The 17,998-nt window shown below is 68.1% G+C and carries 16 protein-coding genes; 12 read left to right on the top strand and 4 right to left on the bottom strand.

Going from position 1 to position 17,998, the window contains the following annotated elements; translation table 11 throughout:
- Positions 1 to 4: 4 nt before the first annotated feature.
- A complete protein-coding gene (locus HNR51_RS07885) occupies positions 5 to 298 on the top strand; it encodes a hypothetical protein (RefSeq protein WP_182554587.1) in 294 nt (97 codons plus the stop codon).
- A gap of 83 nt (positions 299 to 381) precedes the next feature.
- Entirely contained in the window at positions 382 to 930 is a 549-nt protein-coding gene (gene speG, locus HNR51_RS07880; RefSeq protein ID WP_141951658.1) for a spermidine N1-acetyltransferase, read from the top strand.
- A 65-nt stretch (positions 931 to 995) separates the two neighbouring features.
- Here speG and HNR51_RS07875 read toward each other — a convergent pair whose 3' ends face one another.
- Positions 996 to 1,409, bottom strand: a complete 414-nt coding sequence (locus tag HNR51_RS07875) for a hypothetical protein (RefSeq protein ID WP_141951657.1) — start codon at positions 1,407 to 1,409, stop codon at positions 996 to 998.
- A gap of 113 nt (positions 1,410 to 1,522) precedes the next feature.
- Positions 1,523 to 2,392 carry a hypothetical protein gene (locus HNR51_RS07870; RefSeq protein WP_182554586.1) on the bottom strand — a complete coding sequence of 290 codons (870 nt, stop codon included), beginning with the start codon at positions 2,390 to 2,392 and terminating at the stop codon, positions 1,523 to 1,525.
- A gap of 369 nt (positions 2,393 to 2,761) precedes the next feature.
- On the opposite strand from HNR51_RS07870, the gene HNR51_RS07865 reads away from it, so the two are divergent.
- From HNR51_RS07865 to HNR51_RS07855, 3 genes are all read left to right on the top strand, one after another.
- The gene (locus tag HNR51_RS07865) at positions 2,762 to 3,796 is read left to right on the top strand and encodes an aspartate-semialdehyde dehydrogenase (RefSeq protein WP_141951655.1); all 1,035 of its coding nucleotides are present in this window, start codon (positions 2,762 to 2,764) and stop codon (positions 3,794 to 3,796) included.
- 187 nt (positions 3,797 to 3,983) lie between these two features.
- Complete coding sequence (locus tag HNR51_RS07860) at positions 3,984 to 4,457, top strand: hypothetical protein (RefSeq protein WP_182554585.1); 474 nt, start codon at positions 3,984 to 3,986, stop codon at positions 4,455 to 4,457.
- Positions 4,458 to 5,011: 554 nt separating this feature from the next.
- On the top strand, positions 5,012 to 5,707 hold the full coding sequence (locus tag HNR51_RS07855) for a hypothetical protein (protein WP_182554584.1): 696 nt from the start codon (positions 5,012 to 5,014) through the stop codon (positions 5,705 to 5,707).
- A 247-nt stretch (positions 5,708 to 5,954) separates the two neighbouring features.
- Here HNR51_RS07855 and HNR51_RS07850 read toward each other — a convergent pair whose 3' ends face one another.
- Positions 5,955 to 6,608 carry a CatB-related O-acetyltransferase gene (locus HNR51_RS07850; protein ID WP_182554583.1) on the bottom strand — a complete coding sequence of 218 codons (654 nt, stop codon included), beginning with the start codon at positions 6,606 to 6,608 and terminating at the stop codon, positions 5,955 to 5,957.
- Between the two features lie 278 nt (positions 6,609 to 6,886).
- On the opposite strand from HNR51_RS07850, the gene rimP reads away from it, so the two are divergent.
- The 7 genes from rimP (at position 6,887) to HNR51_RS07815 (ending at position 16,711) form a co-directional block, all read left to right on the top strand.
- Positions 6,887 to 7,642 carry a ribosome maturation factor RimP gene (rimP, locus tag HNR51_RS07845; RefSeq protein WP_182554582.1) on the top strand — a complete coding sequence of 252 codons (756 nt, stop codon included), beginning with the start codon at positions 6,887 to 6,889 and terminating at the stop codon, positions 7,640 to 7,642.
- Between the two features lie 74 nt (positions 7,643 to 7,716).
- Positions 7,717 to 9,399, top strand: a complete 1,683-nt coding sequence (gene nusA / locus HNR51_RS07840) for a transcription termination factor NusA (RefSeq protein ID WP_182554581.1) — start codon at positions 7,717 to 7,719, stop codon at positions 9,397 to 9,399.
- Between the two features lie 29 nt (positions 9,400 to 9,428).
- On the top strand, positions 9,429 to 10,160 hold the full coding sequence (locus HNR51_RS07835) for an RNA-binding protein (protein WP_182554580.1): 732 nt from the start codon (positions 9,429 to 9,431) through the stop codon (positions 10,158 to 10,160).
- 64 nt (positions 10,161 to 10,224) lie between these two features.
- Entirely contained in the window at positions 10,225 to 13,197 is a 2,973-nt protein-coding gene (infB, locus tag HNR51_RS07830; protein WP_182554579.1) for a translation initiation factor IF-2, read from the top strand.
- A gap of 103 nt (positions 13,198 to 13,300) precedes the next feature.
- Complete coding sequence (gene rbfA, locus HNR51_RS07825) at positions 13,301 to 13,738, top strand: 30S ribosome-binding factor RbfA (protein ID WP_012454695.1); 438 nt, start codon at positions 13,301 to 13,303, stop codon at positions 13,736 to 13,738.
- Between the two features lie 108 nt (positions 13,739 to 13,846).
- Positions 13,847 to 14,872 carry a tRNA pseudouridine(55) synthase TruB gene (truB, locus tag HNR51_RS07820; protein WP_182554578.1) on the top strand — a complete coding sequence of 342 codons (1,026 nt, stop codon included), beginning with the start codon at positions 13,847 to 13,849 and terminating at the stop codon, positions 14,870 to 14,872.
- A 159-nt stretch (positions 14,873 to 15,031) separates the two neighbouring features.
- Positions 15,032 to 16,711 (top strand): methyl-accepting chemotaxis protein, encoded by a 1,680-nt coding sequence (locus tag HNR51_RS07815; protein WP_182554577.1) that lies wholly within the window; start codon positions 15,032 to 15,034, stop codon positions 16,709 to 16,711.
- Positions 16,712 to 16,799: 88 nt separating this feature from the next.
- Here HNR51_RS07815 and HNR51_RS07810 read toward each other — a convergent pair whose 3' ends face one another.
- Positions 16,800 to 17,972 (bottom strand): M20 aminoacylase family protein, encoded by a 1,173-nt coding sequence (locus tag HNR51_RS07810; protein ID WP_182554576.1) that lies wholly within the window; start codon positions 17,970 to 17,972, stop codon positions 16,800 to 16,802.
- Positions 17,973 to 17,998: the final 26 nt, after the last annotated feature.

Genomic DNA, 17,998 nt, shown 5'->3' with positions numbered 1-17,998 from the left:
CGCGATGGGCTTCATCAGCCTGAAGGATTGGCGCGCCCGCTCCGCCGGACTGGCGCAGGCGGCCTCGCGGGCGAAGGCGCTCTTGCGGCCTGCGCTCGCCTTGAGCGAGGCCGACGCCCTCTCCGTCAACGAGATCGCCTGCACCGATCCCGGATGCCCGGATGTCGAGACGGTGGTGCTGGTGATGCGGGCGGGCGAGCCGACGCGGGCCCTGCGCTTCCGCGGCCCGCTCGACGCCCTCGACGAGGCCGCAGCCCGCCTCCTGGCCCAAGAGGAAACCGGGCTTCGCGGGATTTGAGAGCCGGCTTTCATCATTCCGTCTTGGTCGGCATGGGAGTAGGCCTCGCGAGAGACCTCTCTCAGCCCTGGCCGAGACCGGACATGAGTATCAAACTGCGACCCCTGGAGCGCGAAGACCTGCTCTTCGTGCACCAGCTCAACAACAACGACAGCATCATGCGCTACTGGTTCGAGGAGGCCTACGAGTCCTTCGCCGAACTGGCGCAGCTCTACGAGCGCAACATCCACAACCAGACCGAGCGGCGCTTCATCATCGCCACGGACCGGAGCGAGCCCGCGGGCATGGTCGAGCTGGTGGAGATCAACCACCTGCATCGGCGCTGCGAATTCCAGATCGCGATCCATCCCGATCATCAGGGGAAAGGCTACGCCAAGCGCGCCACCCGCATCGCCATCGACTACGCGTTCAAGGTGCTCAACATCCACAAGCTCTATCTGCACGTGGACAAGGACAACAAGCGCGCGGCCGGCATCTACGAGAGCTGCGGCTTCCGCCCCGAAGGCATCCTCAGGGACGAGTTCTTCGTCAACGGCCGTTACCGCGACGCGGTACGCATGTGCCTGTTCCAGCCGCACTATCTCGCCGAGCGCGGTGCGGGCGACGTGGCCGAGCCGGTGCTCAAGACCTGAGGCTCTCAGCAAACGAAAACGGACCCCGAAGGGGCCCGCTTCCACCGCCGCAAGGGCGAAAAATCTTACCGGTACGGATTGCCGTAGCGCGCCACGTAGGAGGTCGGGTCGATCGCGTCGACGAACGACAGGTCCACGTTGCGGATCGCCGTCGAGCGCGCACCGATGAACGGGCCGTTGGTGATCGGATCGGGGAGAACACCGCGGCCGTAGCGGTCGGTGGGACCGTAGGCCGGCAGGAGCGCGTTCGACTGGGCGATGAAGGCCGGATTGGTGGCCGGGTTCGACACGGCGCCGCTGCCCGGCTCGACCACGTTGCCGGCATCGAGCCAGGAGCGCGGGCGGATGCGGATCGGCAGCGGCTGGCTCACGCGCACGTAACCGGGATTTCCGTAGGGGCCCTGCGCCTCCGCACTGGTTCCGAAGCCGATCGCGGTGAAGGTCATGGCGCCCAACAGGGCGAGCTTGGAAAAGCGCATGGCGTACCTTGTCGTGTGAGAGGCGACTGTATGGGCCGTTCGTTAAGAATCCCGCTTGTTGCAGAGTAGACGTTCTGGCGTGGCCGTTGTTCCCGAAATATGGCCGCGCTTCGTCATTTTCGCCGTGTTTTTGCCGCATTGTTTTTCGCGGGCACCGCCGCCTCCGCAACCGCGATCGAGCCGGTGCTGTCACCCGGCTCCGCCATCGCCGTTTCCTCGGCCCGGCACGCGCTCCGATCGGGGAAAGCTTCGGCGCCGAGCGTCGCCGTCACGCGGCCGGCGAGCGCGATCCGGTCGATGGCGCAGGCGACCGCGCGCGGTTCCGGCGTCTGGCCGAGGATGCCGCACAGCCAGCCGTCGATGCTCACCGCCTTCAGGTCGAGGCTGCGAAAGCCGGTGCAGCCGCGCTTGCCCGCAGCCGAGAGCGTGGTCTCGACGGTCTCGAAGCTGCCGAGGCGGGTCGCCACCACGCCGCGCATGCCGGTACGCAGGACCGAGAGGCCGCGCCCGTCCGCCGCCCGGCGCACCAGCGTGACGAACAGGCTCTGACCGGAATCGCTCGGGACCCCCGCATCGGTGGCGGTCACGAGGAGATAAGGCGCCTCGATCGTGTCGAACGTGCCCTGGCTCACGCTGTCCTCGCGCTGCCCATTGCCGGAATTCCAGCGCGTCGGTTCGGGCTGCGGCGCCAGTTCGGCGGCGTCCCCGCGCAAGGTCAGAAGCGGTTCGGTGGCGGCGATGGCGCGCCGCGCGCCCTCGGCCGCCCGCGGCGGCTCGCTCCAGGCGAGGGGCGGCTCGGGAGCGTTCACGCGGTCGCGGGCGAAGAGGGAAAGGCCGGCGATCAGCGCGGCGCTCGCCGCGAGCTTGGCCGCGAGCGGCAGCAGACGGACCGGCGGGGAGCGCGGCGCGTCCTTGCGATCATCGAAGCGGTCATCAAAGCGGTTATCGAAGCGGTCTTGGGCGTCGTCCGGATCGGGGAGCATGCGCAGGCCTCCATCGGGTCCGCGGGGCTGCGGGAGCCCTCGCCGTTGCCCGATCTCTGCCGCGCCGCCGGCCACCAGAGGGTTGCACGGGTGCCGTCTGTCCTCGGCTTTCTCGACCGATGGTGAATCGCCGGTTGTCTTTTGCGCGTCCTGTCATGCCGGCGGCGCGTCCGCCCGCGCACGCCTCTTGACAGGCCGGCGCCCGAGGCATCTTGCTCCCGGCGCCTGGCGAGCCCACCTCGACGACGAATCGGGGCGGGTTCTTCAGCCTATGGAATCTTCCCGAATGACGGTCTCGCGCGGTGCGTCCGCCGGCCATGGGAAGAGGCGGGCCGGTGTCATCCCGCCCGCGCAGCGGAGTTTGGTGAGATGGGTTACAAGGTCGCCGTCGTCGGAGCCACGGGCAATGTGGGCCGCGAGATGCTCGACATCCTGGCCGAGCGCGCCTTCCCGGCCGACGAGGTCGTGGCGCTGGCCTCCAGCCGCAGCCTGGGCCAGGAAGTCTCCTTCGGCGACAAGATTCTCAAGGTCAAAGCGCTCGACACCTACGACTTCTCCGACACCGACATCTGCCTGATGTCGGCGGGCGGCGACGCGTCGAAGGAGTGGAGCCCGCGCATCGGCCAGCAGGGCTGCGTGGTGATCGATAACTCGTCCGCCTTCCGCTACGACGCCGACGTCCCGCTGATCGTGCCCGAGGTGAATGCCGACGCGGTGGTCGGTTTTACCAAGCGCAACATCATCGCCAACCCGAACTGCTCGACCGCCCAGCTCGTCGTCGCGCTCAAGCCGCTGCACGAGGCGGCGACCATCAAGCGCGTCGTGGTCTCGACCTACCAGTCCGTTTCCGGCGCCGGCAAGGACGCCATGGACGAGCTGTTCAGCCAGACCCGCGCCGTCTTCACGGCCGGCGAGGTCGTCACGAAGAAGTTCACCAAGCGCATCGCCTTCAACGTCATCCCGCACATCGATGTGTTCATGGAGGACGGCTACACGAAGGAAGAGTGGAAGATGGTCGCCGAGACCAAGAAGATGCTCGATCCCAAGATCAAGCTCACGGCGACCGCGGTGCGCGTGCCGGTCTTCATCGGCCATGCCGAGGCGGTCAACGTCGAGTTCGAGCGCCCGCTCTCGCCCGAAGAGGCCACCGAGATCCTGCGCTCGGCCCCCGGCGTGCTGGTGATCGATAAGCGCGAGAACGGCGGCTACATGACCCCGCACGAGGCGGCGGGCGAGGATGCCACCTACATCTCCCGCATCCGCGAGGATGCCACGGTCGAGAACGGCCTGAACTTCTGGTGCGTCTCGGACAACCTGCGGAAGGGCGCCGCGCTCAACGCCGTGCAGATCGCCGAGGTGCTGGTGAACCGCAAGCTCCTCAACAAGGCGAAGGCCGCGGCCTGACGCATTCCTAGAGACGAAGGTCCGTCAAGCGCCGCCCCATCCGGGGCGGCGCTTTTCATTTGTGACGTCGCCATCCCACTTTGAAAGGGAGGGGCCGCGCTGTCGGGCAAAATAGGATTAAAAACTTGTAAAATGCGTTAAATCCTATTATGCATATATTCCTTCTGCCGAGCGGGAGGACCAGGACATGAGGCAGCGTGATAGCCTTCATCCCGATGTTGCGGCCGTAAAGGGACTGCTGGCGCGAGCGGCGATCGATCTCGAGGCGCTCCGCCTCGAACGGACTCTCCGACGCAAATTCTCACCTGACCAGCCGCGCGCGCCAGCGGGGCAGCCGGATGGCGGACAGTGGATCCCGTCGGGCGGCGGAGAGTCGGGCAGTTCCGAGAGCGACGTCGCCAGCCGCGAACAGATCATTCTGGACGATGGGACGCGCGTTCTCTCGCTGCGCATACGGTCCGGGCGCCGGGATTACGAGAGGCAAGATATCGTCACGGCTCCGGATGGTCAGAGCCGAATCTTCGAGACCTCGGGCCTGACGCAGACGATTCGTGATGGCGAGACCGGGGCTGTGCTCGGGCGCAGCACCTTCACGTCAACAGGTGCGGAGCCGGAGGCATTTGCACAGCCCGCATTCGCTCCCCCTGCGGTGACCGCCTGAGCAGCCATCGTCGAATTCGCTCTCGGACTTTATACGTTCTACGCGCAACGGAGCGATCCATACAACCGAACCGTGCTTGGCCTCTCAGCGCAAGAGTTCGTACCGAACCCTCAGAACGCTGCGAACCCGGCGATCTGGGTTGGCCCCGTCACTCAAACGATGCTCGACGCGGCATGCAAGCGAAACGGTCAAGTCGAAAAGATCACGAACCAAGTCACGCGGCGCGTTCGCGCCAGCGGCCGATATCGTACAGCTCAAGATCTCGCAAATAGAGTTCATTTTGAAATTCATCAGATCGTCAAAGGCATGTATGACCCAAATTTCAAGTCAAAAATATCATTTGATGCGGCGCAAAATCTAACACGATATGGCGCGCCCGGCTCGGTTCGATTGGATCTGCTTGAGCGAAGCGTTCCTGGGACGACGTGCATTTACGACTATAAGACAGGCAATTCCAAGCTCACTCTGAGGCGCGCACGCACTCTTGCGACTATGGCAAACATGTATTTTCCTGGAACTGTACGAATCATTGTGACGCAAGTGAAACCTCGCTGATGACCACCGCGCGACAGGTCCGGAAACTCGTCCGCCCTCTCCTTGAACGTCACGCGGATCTCACGCTCGTCACCGGCCATATGCTGTGGCTGACACCGGTGACGCATGTTACGCGGGAAATCTGGATCGATCGGACTTCGTCAGCTCTCGACTTCAATCCGCAGTGGACGTTGAACCCTCTCTTCCTGCCCAACGTGAGAGCCGCCGCTCACGCAGGTTTCTGCTGGGATTTCATTCGCCGACCCTTCGAGCCTTCGGAGGCCGCCAGAGGGTGGTGCTGGGATGACCCATCGATGCCAGAGGATCTTTTTGCCAGCATAGAGAAGACGTTGCGCTTCTTTCGCACGCTCGATACGTTGCAAGCTTGCCGTTCATTTACCGAAGCACATATGGACTATACGTGGGGGAAAGATTTTTTTGAGAACTTAGTCTTCGATATTGCGCTGGGAAATTTGAATCTAGCCCGTTGCTGGTGGCAAAAAGTCGAGGCATCACCTACATTCCAATATCCCCATCAAGAGGAGCCCTGGCGAACGTGGAGGCTGCGTATCCGCTCCCTGCGCGAGCCATTGATGGATGACGACCGCGCAGCGCTCGCTACGCTGCTGCATCGGTGGGAGCGTGAGAACGTCGCCGGGACCAAGGCCGAAGCGATCTGGCAGCCATCCCCCTTTCCCCTTGAGACGATGGATTAAACAGGCCCCTCCGAATGAGCGTGTGATAATTTCCCACATGATCCGGAAACAATCGTTCGGCAGGAACAGCGCACCGACACACGGGGTGCCTTTCCTTGCAAAGACAACACGAGAGACCATCGTGGTTCACGATTGTCGGAGAGGGCGCCCTTCTCACGCTTCTCCTGTTCTGGGTCGCGGCAGTGCTCTTCACTGAGCGCGGGCCAGTGAAACTGACGCCACCCCTGGTTCCTTACGGCGCGAGCGATCAGCCTTCCCGCGCCGTCATCTCCAGCGCGGCGATGTCGCCGCCGCTGATCAGGGGCAGGTGAGCGGTGATCCGCTCGATCGGCCAGTCCCACCACGCCACCGCCTGCAGCCGCGCGGCGTCCTCCCCCGAGAAGCGGCGGCGGACAACCTTCGCGGGGTTGCCGGCCACGATCGCGTAGGGCGGGACGTCCGCCGCCACGACCGAATGCGCCGCGACCACCGCCCCGTCGCCGATCGTGACACCCGGCATGACGGTGCTTCGGTAGCCGAGCCAGACATCGTTGCCGATGCGCGTGTCGCCGCGATTCGGGAAGCTCAGCTCGCCCTCGAAACGGCCGATCCAGTCGCCGCCGAAGATCGGGAAGGGGTAGGTCGAGAGCCCGTCGAGGCGATGGTTGCCGCCGTTCATCAGGAAGCGCGTCTCCGCGGCGATGGCGCAGAACTTCCCGATCACCAGCCGGTCGCCGATGAAGGGGAAGTGGTAGAGGATCGCGTCGAGAAAGGCCTGCGGGCCGGCCGGATCGTCGTAGTAGCTGTAGGCGCCGACGTCGACATTCTCCGGCAGGTCGAGATTGCGGATGAAGGTGACGCGCCGGTGCCCGGGCATCGGATGCAGCGCATCCGGATCCGGTCCGATCGTGGTGGCCGGCATGCTCCCCTCCCCGTTCGCGTGCCTTTCGCGTGCGCACGGGGCGGTGTTGACAGCCGGGCATGGCCGGATCGCGGCACCGGAGGGCGGGGATCGCGCGTCGAAGCGCTTGAATTCGTGTCCCGCCGGGGTTAAGTCACGGCTCAACATTTCTGGTGCAGTCGATAGGCTGCTTGCGGGAGTGGGCCCCCCGGGGTCCGCTCTTTTTTATTTCCGCAAGCACCTCCTGCACCGGAATTGCCAAGCTCAAACCCCGATCGAGACTTCCGGAAAACCACAGCATGGCGGAGCCCACCGAGAAACGTCTTGTCAGCGAGACCGGCGTCGCCGCGCGCGTCGCCCAGATCGTCGAGGGACCGATCGAGGGCCTCGGCTTCCGGCTGGTGCGGGTGAAGATCTCGAACACCAACGGCTGCACCGTCCAGATCATGGCCGAGCGGCCCGACGGGACGATGGGCGTCGACGAGTGCGAGACGGTGAGCCGGGCGATCTCGCCGATCCTCGATCTGGAGGATCCGGTCGGCGGCGCCTACTACCTCGAGATCTCCTCGCCCGGGATCGACCGCCCGCTGGTGCGCGTCTCCGATTTCGAGCGCTGGGCCGGCTACGAGGCCAAGGTGGAGCTTGCCGTGCCGATGGACGGGCGCAAGCGCTTCCGCGGCATCCTCGGCGTGCCGAGCGCCGACGGCGCCACTGTGCCGATCGACCTGCCCGACGTGAAGCCCGGACTTCCGAGCCGCATCGACCTGCCGCTGCGTGATCTCGGCGAGGCGCATCTCGTCCTCACCGACGATCTGATCCGCGAATCGCTGCGCCGCGGCTCGGCCCCGCCGCAGGACGGCGAGGATGTGGACGAGGAGGAGGGTGAGGCGCCGGAGGATGAGGTGCCGCAGGTGCGCTTCATCCCGCAGCCGAAGCGGCCCAAGCCCAAGACGGACAAGAAGTCGGACAAGCCGGTGAAGGCGAAGAAGCCGAAGCCCGGCGGCGGCATCGTCACCAAGGCCGCCCGCCTCAAGAACCGCGACACCCTGCACTGATCGTTTCGCGTTCGCCCGTCCCGAGTGACGGCACGCAAGACTGCAAGCACGACCTGAAGGAAGGACCAGGAACCATGGCCGTCGTCAGCGCCAACCGGCTCGAACTCCTGCAGATCGCCGACGCGGTGGCCCGCGAGAAGGTGATCGACCGCCAGATCGTCATCGAGGCGATGGAGGAGGCGATCGCCAAGGCGGCCCGCTCCCGCTACGGCGCCGAGACCGACGTTCACGCCGAGATCGATCCGAAGAGCGGCGCTCTGCGCCTATCGCGCCACCTGCTCGTGGTCGATCAGGTCGAGAACGACGCCCGCGAGATCACCCTCGATCAGGCCCGCCGCTACAATCCCGGCGCGCTGGTCGGCGACGTGATCTCCGATACCCTGCCGCCCTTCGATTTCGGCCGCGTCGCCGCGCAATCGGCCAAGCAGGTCATCGTGCAGAAGGTGCGCGATGCCGAGCGCGCCCGCCAGTACGACGAGTACAAGGATCGGATCGGCGAGATCCTCAACGGCGTCGTCAAGCGCGTCGAGTACGGCAACGTCATCGTCGATCTCGGCCGCGGCGAGGGCATCGTGCGGCGCGACGAGATGATTCCGCGCGAGACCTTCCGCCCCGGCGACCGCATCCGCGCCTACCTGTTCGACGTGCGCTCGGAAGTCCGCGGGCCGCAGATCTTCCTCTCGCGCTCGCACCCGCAATTCATGGCCAAGCTCTTCGGCCAGGAAGTGCCGGAGATCTACGACGGCATCGTCGAGGTGAAGGCGGTCGCCCGCGATCCGGGCTCACGCGCCAAGATCGCCGTTATCTCCCGCGATTCCTCGATCGACCCGGTCGGCGCCTGCGTCGGCATGCGCGGCTCCCGCGTCCAGGCGGTGGTCGGCGAGCTCCAGGGCGAGAAGATCGACATCATCCCGTGGTCGGAAGATCAGGCGACCTTCATCGTCAACGCGCTCCAGCCGGCCGAGGTCGTGAAGGTGGTGCTCGACGAGGAGGCCGACCGCATCGAGGTCGTGGTGCCCGACGACCAGCTCTCGCTCGCCATCGGCCGCCGCGGCCAGAACGTGCGTCTGGCCTCGCAGCTCACCGGCTGGGACATCGACATCCTGACCGAGGCCGAAGAGTCGGAGCGTCGCCAGAAGGAATTCGCCGAGCGTACTCAAGTCTTCATGGAGGCGCTCGACGTGGACGAGACCGTCGGCCAGCTTCTGGCGGCGGAAGGCTTCCGTAACGTCGAGGAAATCGCCTTCGTCGACGTGGCGGAACTCTCCAACATCCAAGGCCTCGACGAAGAAACCGGTGCCGAGATCCAGGCGCGTGCGCAGGACTACCTCGCCCGTATCGAGCAGGAGCAGGACGACCGGCGCCGCGAGCTCGGCGTCGAGGACGAACTGCGCGAGATCGACGGCGTGACCACGGCGATGATGGTGGCGTTGGGCGAGAACGAGGTGAAGACCGTCGAGGATCTCGCCGGCTGCGCCACGGATGATCTCGTCGGCTACACCGAGGGCCGCGGCCCCGAGGCCGTGCGCCACGCCGGCTACCTCGACGGCTTCGAGCTGTCGCGGGCCGAGGCGGAGGCGCTGATCATGGCCGCGCGCCTGCATGCCGGCTGGATCGAGGCGCTGCCCGAGCCGGAGGGCGAGGCCGCCGACGGCGACGTCACCGAGGCCGACTCGGCCGAGGGTGAAGAGGCCGAGGGTGGCTCGGCCGACGGCGAGGCGACCGAGAAGAGCGCGGCCGAGCCTCAGCAGGCCTGAGCCGGGAGCACGGCGAAACGGTGCCGGACATGAACGCACAGGAAGAGCCGGCCGGGGCCGGCCCGGATCTCGACCGCGGCCCCGGCCGCGGGCGGGAGCCCGTGCGCACCTGCATCGTCACCCGGACCGCGCAGTCGCCCGCGGCGATGGTCCGCTTCGTGCTGGGCCCCGACGGCGCCGTGGTGCCGGATCTGCGGGCCCGGCTCCCGGGCCGCGGCGCCTGGGTCACGGCCACCCGTGCGACGATCGATGCGGCGGTGAAGCGCCGCGCCTTCAACCGCGCCTTCAAGAGCAGCGAGGCCAGGGTCGCGCCCGACCTCGCCGATCAGGTTGCCGAAGGCCTGCGGACCGACCTGCGGCAGGCGCTGGCGCTTGCCAACAAGGCCGGCTGCGTGGTCACCGGCTTCGGTAAGGTCGAGTCGGCGATCCTCGGTGCCGAGGGGGTTGCGGCTCTGATTCACGCCAGCGACGCCGCTGCCGACGGACGCCGCAAGCTCGCTGCCGCCTTGCGGCGGCGCTACGGCGATGCCATATCGGTTATTCCCGTTGTCGATGACCTGTCCAACAACGAATTGGACATGGCATTGGGCCGGGATCATGTGATACACGCTGCCCTCATCGCGGGAGCCGGCACCACCGGCTATCTCGCGCGTTGGCGTCGGTTCCGCACCTTCGAGGGTATGGCGTCGGCGTCCGAGGAGGACGCCCCGCCCTCGGCTGGCGCGACCGCCTTTGTTTCGCACGACGACGACATGAAATGACAATCGGCCGGGCATGCCCGCCGCCGGCCGATGGGACGATGGAAGCCCTCAGGGTTCAGACTGAATGAGCGATACGAACAATCCGGGTGACAAGACGCAGACCAGAGCCCCCTCGAAGCCGTTGACGCTGAAGCGCCCGGTCGAGCAGGGGACGGTCCGTCAGAGCTTCTCCCACGGGCGGTCGAAGTCCGTCGTGGTCGAGACGGTGAAGCGGCGCACGATCGGCGCCGCCCCCGGAACGGTCGCGCCCCGTGAGCCCGTTGCCGCGCCCCCGCCGCGTCCTGCCTCCGTGGCGCCCGCACCGGCCGCGCCGGCGCGGCCGGCCGGTCGCAGCGCCTCCGGCGTCGTGCTGCGCACCCTGAGCGAGCAGGAGCGGGACGCCCGCGCCGCCGCTCTGGCCGATGCGCAGCGCCGCGAGGCCGAGGCTCGTGCCCGCGCCGAGGCCGAGGTGAAGGCCCGCCGCGACCGCGAGGAAGCCGAGCGCCGCGAGCGCGAAGCCGCCGAGGCCCGCCGCCGCGAGGAGGAGGAGCGCCGCCGTCAGGAGGACGAACTCCGCCGCAAGGCCGCTGAAGACTCGCGTCGCCGCGCCGAGGAAGAGGCCGCACGCGCCGCTGCCGCCGCCCCGGTTGACGAAGCACCGGCCGAAGCGCCCGCCCCCTCGGCTCCGGTTGCGGAGGCTGCGCCGACGGTCGCGCCGACGCCCGCCCCCGCACCGCGTCCGGCACCGGCTCCGGCACGCCCGGCCGCAGCGGCTCCCGCTGCACGGCCGGGTGCAGCTCCGCAGCGCCCCGCAGCGTCCGGCGCTCGTCCGGGTGTCGCCGGCGCACGCCCGGCGCCGACGGCCGCCCGTCCGGCCGCCCCCCAGGCACCGGCCGAGCCGCGCCGCACCATCACTGCGGACGTGAAGAAGCCGCGCGATCTCAACTTCATGGCCCGGCCGGCCCCCGCGCCGGAGCCGGAAAAGGCGCCGAGCCCGACCACCGCCGCCCGCCCTGCGGGTACCGCGGCGCGTCCGGCCGCCCGCCCCGGTGCGGCCGCAGCCGAGGACGAGTCGGACACCAAGCGGGTGATCCGCCGCCCCGGCATGCCGCTGAAGATCATCACGCCGCCCAAGACGCCGAAATCGCCGGGCGGCGACCGTAACCGCGGCCGCCTCACCATCGCCAACGCTACGGCGGGCGAGGATGAGCGCACCCGCTCCGTTGCCTCCTTCCGTCGCCGCCAGCAGCGCATGAGCGGCCACCGGCACGAGGAGCCCAAGGAGAAGATCGCCCGCGACGTGACAATTCCTGAGACGATCACCATCCAAGAACTCGCCAACCGCATGTCCGAACGTGCGGTCGACGTGATCCGTCTGCTGATGAAGCAGGGTCAGATCCACAAGATCACCGACGTGATCGACTCGGATACCGCCCAGCTCATCGCCGAGGAGATGGGCCACACGGTGCGCCGCGTCGCCGAGTCGGACGTCGAGGAGGGTCTGACCTCCGACGAGCCGGATCTGGAGGAGGATCTCGAGCCGCGTCCGCCGGTCGTCACGATCATGGGTCACGTCGATCACGGCAAGACCTCGCTGCTCGACGCCATCCGCCGGGCGAACGTGGTCGAGGGTGAGGCCGGTGGCATCACCCAGCATATCGGCGCCTATCAGGTGGCGGCGCCCTCGGGCGACCTCATCACCTTCATCGACACCCCCGGCCACGCGGCCTTCACCTCCATGCGTGCCCGCGGCGCCAAGGTGACGGACATCGTGGTGATCGTGGTGGCGGCCGATGACGGCGTGATGCCCCAGACCATCGAGGCGATTCAGCACGCCAAGGCGGCCGGCGTCCCGATGATCATCGCGATCAACAAGATCGACAAGGCGGATGCGAACCCGCAGCGGGTCCGCACCGAGCTGCTGCAGCACGACATCCAAGTGGAGTCGATGGGCGGCGAGACCCTCGAATTCGAGGTGTCCGCCAAGACCGGCGACGGTCTGCCGGAGCTTCTCGAGGGTCTGCAGCTCCAGGCCGAGATCATGAACCTGCGCGCCAATGAGAAGCGCGACGGCGAGGGCACTGTGATCGAGGCCCAGCTCGACCGCGGCCGCGGCCCCGTGGCCACGGTTCTGGTCCAGCGCGGCACGCTGTTCACCGGCGACATCATCGTGGCCGGCGCCGAGTGGGGCCGCATCCGCGCCCTCATCGACGACACCGGCAAGCACATCCCCTATGCCGGCCCGTCGGTGCCGGTGGAGGTGCTGGGCTTCAACGGGACGCCGGATGCCGGCGACCGCGTGATCGTGGTGCCGAACGAGGCCCGCGCCCGCGAGGTTACCGAGTACCGCGCCCGTATCAAGCGCGAGCGCCTGAACGCCCGCACCGGCGGCGCCAACCGCTCGCTCGTCGACATGATGCGTGAGGCCAAGGAAGGCGCGAACCGCAAGGAACTGCCGATCATCATCAAGGGTGACGTGCAGGGTTCGGTCGAAGCCATCAACGGCGCGCTCACGGCGCTCGGCAACGACGAGGTCGGTGTGCGCATCCTGCTCTCGGGCGTGGGCGGTATCACCGAGTCGGACATCACGCTCGCCAACGCTTCGAAGGCGGTGGTGATCGGCTTCAACGTGCGCGCTCACAAGGAAGCGCGCAACGCGGCCGAGCGGGACGGCACCGAGATCCGCTACTACAGCATCATCTACGACCTCGTGGACGACATCAAAGCCACGCTGTCGGGCATGCTGCCGCCGACGCTCCGCGAGGAGCGCCTGGGCGAGGCGCAGATCCTGCAGATCTTCGACGTGTCGAAGGTCGGCAAGATCGCCGGTTGCCGCGTCATGGAGGGCGTGGTCCAGCGCGGCGCCCATGTCCGCCTGCTGCGCAACGACGTGGTGATCCACGAGGGCAAGCTGGCTCAGCTCAAGCGCCTCAAGGACGACGCTAAGGAAGTCACCGCCGGCTACGAGTGCGGTATGTCCTTCCAGAACTACCAGGACATGCGCGTGGGCGATTTCATCGAGTGCTTCAACGTCGAGGAAATCAAGCGCACGCTCTGAGCGGCCTTCCCCCTACCGCTCTTCTCAAGCGGGGCCGCGGCGAAAGCTGCGGCCCCCTTTGTTTCCAGGCACCAGCCTGACGGTTCAGCGACGTCGATAGCCGATGGCCCAAAAGCAGACTCCCTCCGGTCCCTCGCAGCGCCAGCAGCGCGTGGCCGAACTCGTGCGCCACGCGCTTGCCGAGGTGCTCCAGCGCGGCGACATCCAGGATCCGGTGCTCGGCTCGCATGTCGTCACCGTGCCCGAGGTGCGCATGTCGCCGGACCTCAAGCTCGCCACCGCCTACGTCATGCCGCTCGGCGGACAGGACGAGGCGCCGGTGATTGCCGCGCTCGAGCGGCACAAGAAGATCCTCCGCCAGGAGGTGGCCCGGCGGGTGAACCTGAAATACGCTCCCGAGCTGCGCTTCCGCCGCGACGAGACCTTCGACGAGGCTGCCCGCATCGACCAGCTCCTGCGGAGCGAGAAGGTCCAGCGGGATCTGGAGAGTGCGCCCCGCGAGGACGACGAGGCCGAACCGGATTCGGCCTCGCGCGATTGATCCCAATCCGGGCGGCCGTTTTCGGGCCGCCCCATCACCCATGGGCCCCGAGTCGTGGCCCCATGACGGGACGAGTCCCTCAAAAAAACCCCGTCGATCGAGGACAGGATGCAGGACGAGATTTCTTCCGAACGCGCCGCCGAGGCTCCGCAGGGACCGCGCGGCGACGTGCGCCGGGATGGACCGCCGCGGGGCGGACGCCGCCCTCAGCGCGGCCGGCCGCGGCATGACCGCCCGAAGAAGAACGACGTGAGCGGCTGGGTCGTGCTCGACAAGGGCGTCGGCATCACCTCGACCCAGGCCGTCGCGGTGGTGAAGCGCCTGTTCAACGCCAAGAAGGCGGGCCATGCTGGTACCCTCGATCCGCTGGCCTCCGGCATCCTGCCGATCGCGCTGGGCGAGGCGACCAAGACCGTCCCCTTCGTGATGGACGGCCGCAAGGCCTACCGCTTCGAGGTGACCTGGGGCGTCGAGACCGACACGGACGATGCCGAGGGCCGGCCGGTCGAGACCTCCGAGAACCGCCCGATCCGCGAGGCGATCGAGGCGGCTTTGCCCGCCTTCGTCGGCGAGATCGAGCAGGTGCCGCCGCGCTACTCCGCCATCAAGATCCAGGGCGAGCGCGCCTACGATCTCGCCCGGGACGGTGAGGTGGTGGAGCTGGTGGCCCGCGCCGTGCGCATCGACCACCTCTCCGTCATCGAGCACCACGGCGACCGCACGGTGATCGCCGCCGAGTGCGGCAAGGGCACCTATGTCCGCGCTTTGGCCCGCGACCTCGGGCGCGTGCTCGGCTGCTACGGCCACGTCTCGGCCCTGCGCCGAACCCGCGTCGGCCCCTTCGAGGAGGCGACCGCCTGCAGCGTCGCCGCCCTGGAAGAGAGCACCGAGATGCACCTCCACGCGGTCGAGACCGCCCTCGACGAAATTCCGTCGGTCGCCGTCAGCCGCGACATGGGGCTTCGCCTGATGCGGGGCCAGCCGGTGATCCTGCGCGGGCATGATGCGCCGCTGGGCGGCAAGGCCTACGCCACCTGCGGCGGCGTGCTCGTCGCCGTCGGCGATGTGGAACGCGGCGAATTGGTGCCGCATCGCGTGTTCCATCTCGGTGGAACGGCACCTCAAAAAAACTGAGCGGAAGCTAAGCCGGTATCTTCGAGCGGAGAATTCAGGTTCAACATGAATCACGGTGTGTTCATCGGATATGCTCAAGAATAGCCGGCTTCATTTAACCTGAGGTCAAGCCTCCGCATCCTAGAAGCCCGTCGACTCTTCGGATCGGCGGGCTTTTCCATGCGGGTGTCTCTCGGCTTCAAGCTGGCCACGGTCGTCGCCCTCCTGGGGCTCGTCGGCGCCGGCATCTCGGCTTTCGCTCTGCGGCAGGCGTCGCAGGCGCAGGCACGGGCGGTGCTCACCGAATCGTTCTGGGAGGCGGGGCTCCAGGCACGGGGTCTCGCCCAGGCGATCGAGCACGCGGTCGTTCAGGCGACCGCCGTCTACACCGCCTCCGATACGGAGGAGGCCAAGCAGCGGCTCGCCGCACTTCAGACGGCGCTCGGCGATGTCGAGGCCTCGCGCGGGCCGTTCCTCGCGGCCATGGAAGGCCACCTGCCGCCGGAGAAGCGGCGGCGGCTGGACCTCGCGGTGAAGGAGTTCGTCGCCTATCAAACGGAGACCGCCGATCTCGGCCTCTCGGTCTCGCCCCGCGCCGCCCTGATCCAGGCGAGCGACGAAGCGACGGTGAAGAACCGCGAACGCATGGTGGCGGAGATCGGCGCGCTCGGCCGCGATGTGCTCGCGCGCCTCGACGGACAGCGTGAAGCGGCAGCGCAGGCGGAGCGCACCGGGTTCATCACCCTGATCGCCGCGCCGGCTGCGGCGCTGATCATCGCGCTCGCCACCGCCTTCTGGATCATCCGCACACAGATCCAGCGCCCGCTGCACCGGCTGAAGGCGACGATGCAGGCGCTTGCCGATGATCGCCTCGATGTGACGGTGCCGTTCACAGCCCGCCGCGACGAGGTCGGCGAGATGGCCGGCACCATCGCGCGCTTTCAGGCCGCGCTGATCGAGAAGCGGGGGCTCGACCACGCCGCCCGCCAGCGACTGGCGGCGGACGGCGCCCGCGGCGCGCGGCTCGACGCTGCGACGCAGGCCTTCGAGGACGAGACCCGGCGGGCGGTGGCCGATCTCGCCGACTCGGCGCTGGCGATGCGCGACGCCGCCGACCGGCTACGCGAGACCGCAGGCGACACGACGTTGCGCGCCGGAGAGGTCGCGGGCGCCTCGGAGCAGTCGGCCGGCGTCGTGGACAGCATCGCGGGCGCCGCCGAAGAGCTGTCGGGTTCCGCCCAGAGCATCGGCGAGCGGGTTCGCCACGCCAGCCGCATTGCCGAAGCCGCGATGCGCGATGCAAGCGGGCTCGAGACGACGGTGAGCGCCCTCGCGCGGGCGGCCGAAGAGGTCGGCGCGGTCGTGACGCTGATCCGCAATGTCGCCGAGCAGACCAACCTTCTGGCCCTCAACGCCACCATCGAAGCCGCCCGCGCGGGCGAGGCCGGGCGCGGCTTCGCCGTGGTCGCGGGCGAAGTGAAGGCGCTCGCCGGCCAAACCGCTGCGGCAACCGACCGGATCGCGGCCCAGGTCGCAGCGATCCAGCAGGCCGCCGGCAGCACCAGCGGCGCCATCGGCGAGATCGGACAGACGATCGCGCAGCTCAGCCTCATCGCCGCCGAGGTCGCGGCGGCGGCCGAGCAGCAGGGTCAGGCCAGCCACGAGATCGCCCGTTCCATTGCAGGGGCGGCGGCGGATGCCCGCACGGTCTCGGAGAGCATCGGAGGCGTCCGCGCCGCCGCCGCCTCCAACGAAGCGCGCTCCGACGAGGTCCGCTCCGGCGCCGGACGCGTCGGCGAGGGCAGCGCGGCGCTGCAGGCCGCGATCGCGACATTCCTGGAGCGGGTGCACGCGGCGTGAGGAGCGGAACGCGCGCCGCCCTCCGACGACCGCTTCTTCCTCCTGGATGCCACGGCGGCGAGGCGGATCAGCGACGGCTTCGTCGCTGTCACTCGCGGGCCGGCAAACCCGTCTCGATGATCCTTGCCCAAAGAGAGGCGCCGTAGGGGATGGCGGCGTCGTTGAAGTCGTATTCCGGGTGATGGAGGCCGGCGGAGGGGCCGTTGCCCATGAAGATGTAGGCGCCGGGCCGGTGGGCGAGCATGTAGGAGAAATCCTCGGCCGCCATCATCGGCGCCACGCCCCGATCCACCTGCGCTTCGCCGACGACCTGCGCGGCGATGCCGGCCATGAAATCGGTCTCGGCCGGATGGTTCTCGGTGGCCGGGTAGCCGCTAGCGAAATCGACGCTTGCCCGGGCACCGAAGGCGGCGGCGATGTTCTCGGCGATCGCGGCGAGCCGCTCGCGCATCCGGTCGCGGACGGCCGGTGTCAGCGCCCGCATGGTGCCGCGCAATTCCGCCGTCTGCGGCAGCACGTTGAAAGCCTCGCCCGCGTCCACGGCACAGACCGAGACGACCGCCGAATCGAGCGGGTCGATGTTGCGGGCGACGATCGATTGCAGCGCCACCACGATATGGCTTCCCACCAAGACCGTATCGACCGCCGCCTGCGGCAGGGCCGCATGCCCGCCCTGGCCTTCGATGAGGATCGTGAAGCGGTCGGTGGAAGCCATGATCGGGCCGGGGCGGATGGCGAAGGTGCCCAGCGGCTGACCGGGAATGTTGTGCAGGCCGTAGACCGCCTCGACGCCGAAGCGCTCCATCATCCCGTCCTGCACCATCGCTTCGCCGCCGCCGCCGCCCTCCTCGGCCGGCTGGAAGATCAGCACTGCGCGACCGTCGAAGTCGCGGGTTTCGGCGAGATACTTGGCGGCGCCGAGCAGCATGGCGGTGTGTCCGTCATGGCCGCAGGCGTGCATCTTGCCCGGCACCGTCGAGCGGTAGGGCAGGTCGCGGACCTCCTGAATCGGCAGGGCGTCCATGTCGGCACGCAGGCCGATTGCCCGGTTCGAGCCATGCGCCCGCCCCCGGATCACCCCGACGACGCCCGTGCGGCCGATGCCGGTCACGACCTCGTCGCAGCCGAAGGCGCGCAGCTTCTCCGCCACGAAATCCGCCGTGCGGTGCACGTCGTATTGAAGCTCCGGATGGGCGTGGAGATCGTGCCGCCAAGTGGTGATCTCCTCCGAGAGATCGGCGATGCGGTCGATGACGGGCATGGATCCAACCTTTCCGGAGGGTCCCA

Source organism: Methylorubrum thiocyanatum (assembly GCA_014138645.1).
Classification (GTDB): domain Bacteria; phylum Pseudomonadota; class Alphaproteobacteria; order Rhizobiales; family Beijerinckiaceae; genus Methylobacterium; species Methylobacterium thiocyanatum.
The sequence above is the reverse complement of the archived record's forward strand: the minus strand, read 5'-3'. Positions and strand labels throughout refer to the sequence as shown.

Excerpts from the sequence above, each read along its gene's own strand:
- HNR51_RS07885 (WP_182554587.1), top strand. The coding sequence starts at position 5 with ATGGGCTTCATCAGCCTGAAGGATTGGCGCGCCCGCTCCGCCGGACTG.
- speG (WP_141951658.1), top strand. The coding sequence starts at position 382 with ATGAGTATCAAACTGCGACCCCTGGAGCGCGAAGACCTGCTCTTCGTG.
- HNR51_RS07875 (WP_141951657.1), bottom strand. The coding sequence starts at position 1,409 with ATGCGCTTTTCCAAGCTCGCCCTGTTGGGCGCCATGACCTTCACCGCG.
- HNR51_RS07870 (WP_182554586.1), bottom strand. The coding sequence starts at position 2,392 with ATGCTCCCCGATCCGGACGACGCCCAAGACCGCTTCGATAACCGCTTT.
- HNR51_RS07865 (WP_141951655.1), top strand. The coding sequence starts at position 2,762 with ATGGGTTACAAGGTCGCCGTCGTCGGAGCCACGGGCAATGTGGGCCGC.
- HNR51_RS07860 (WP_182554585.1), top strand. The coding sequence starts at position 3,984 with ATGAGGCAGCGTGATAGCCTTCATCCCGATGTTGCGGCCGTAAAGGGA.
- HNR51_RS07855 (WP_182554584.1), top strand. The coding sequence starts at position 5,012 with ATGACCACCGCGCGACAGGTCCGGAAACTCGTCCGCCCTCTCCTTGAA.
- HNR51_RS07850 (WP_182554583.1), bottom strand. The coding sequence starts at position 6,608 with ATGCCGGCCACCACGATCGGACCGGATCCGGATGCGCTGCATCCGATG.
- rimP (WP_182554582.1), top strand. The coding sequence starts at position 6,887 with ATGGCGGAGCCCACCGAGAAACGTCTTGTCAGCGAGACCGGCGTCGCC.
- nusA (WP_182554581.1), top strand. The coding sequence starts at position 7,717 with ATGGCCGTCGTCAGCGCCAACCGGCTCGAACTCCTGCAGATCGCCGAC.
- HNR51_RS07835 (WP_182554580.1), top strand. The coding sequence starts at position 9,429 with ATGAACGCACAGGAAGAGCCGGCCGGGGCCGGCCCGGATCTCGACCGC.
- infB (WP_182554579.1), top strand. The coding sequence starts at position 10,225 with ATGAGCGATACGAACAATCCGGGTGACAAGACGCAGACCAGAGCCCCC.
- rbfA (WP_012454695.1), top strand. The coding sequence starts at position 13,301 with ATGGCCCAAAAGCAGACTCCCTCCGGTCCCTCGCAGCGCCAGCAGCGC.
- truB (WP_182554578.1), top strand. The coding sequence starts at position 13,847 with ATGCAGGACGAGATTTCTTCCGAACGCGCCGCCGAGGCTCCGCAGGGA.
- HNR51_RS07815 (WP_182554577.1), top strand. The coding sequence starts at position 15,032 with ATGCGGGTGTCTCTCGGCTTCAAGCTGGCCACGGTCGTCGCCCTCCTG.
- HNR51_RS07810 (WP_182554576.1), bottom strand. The coding sequence starts at position 17,972 with ATGCCCGTCATCGACCGCATCGCCGATCTCTCGGAGGAGATCACCACT.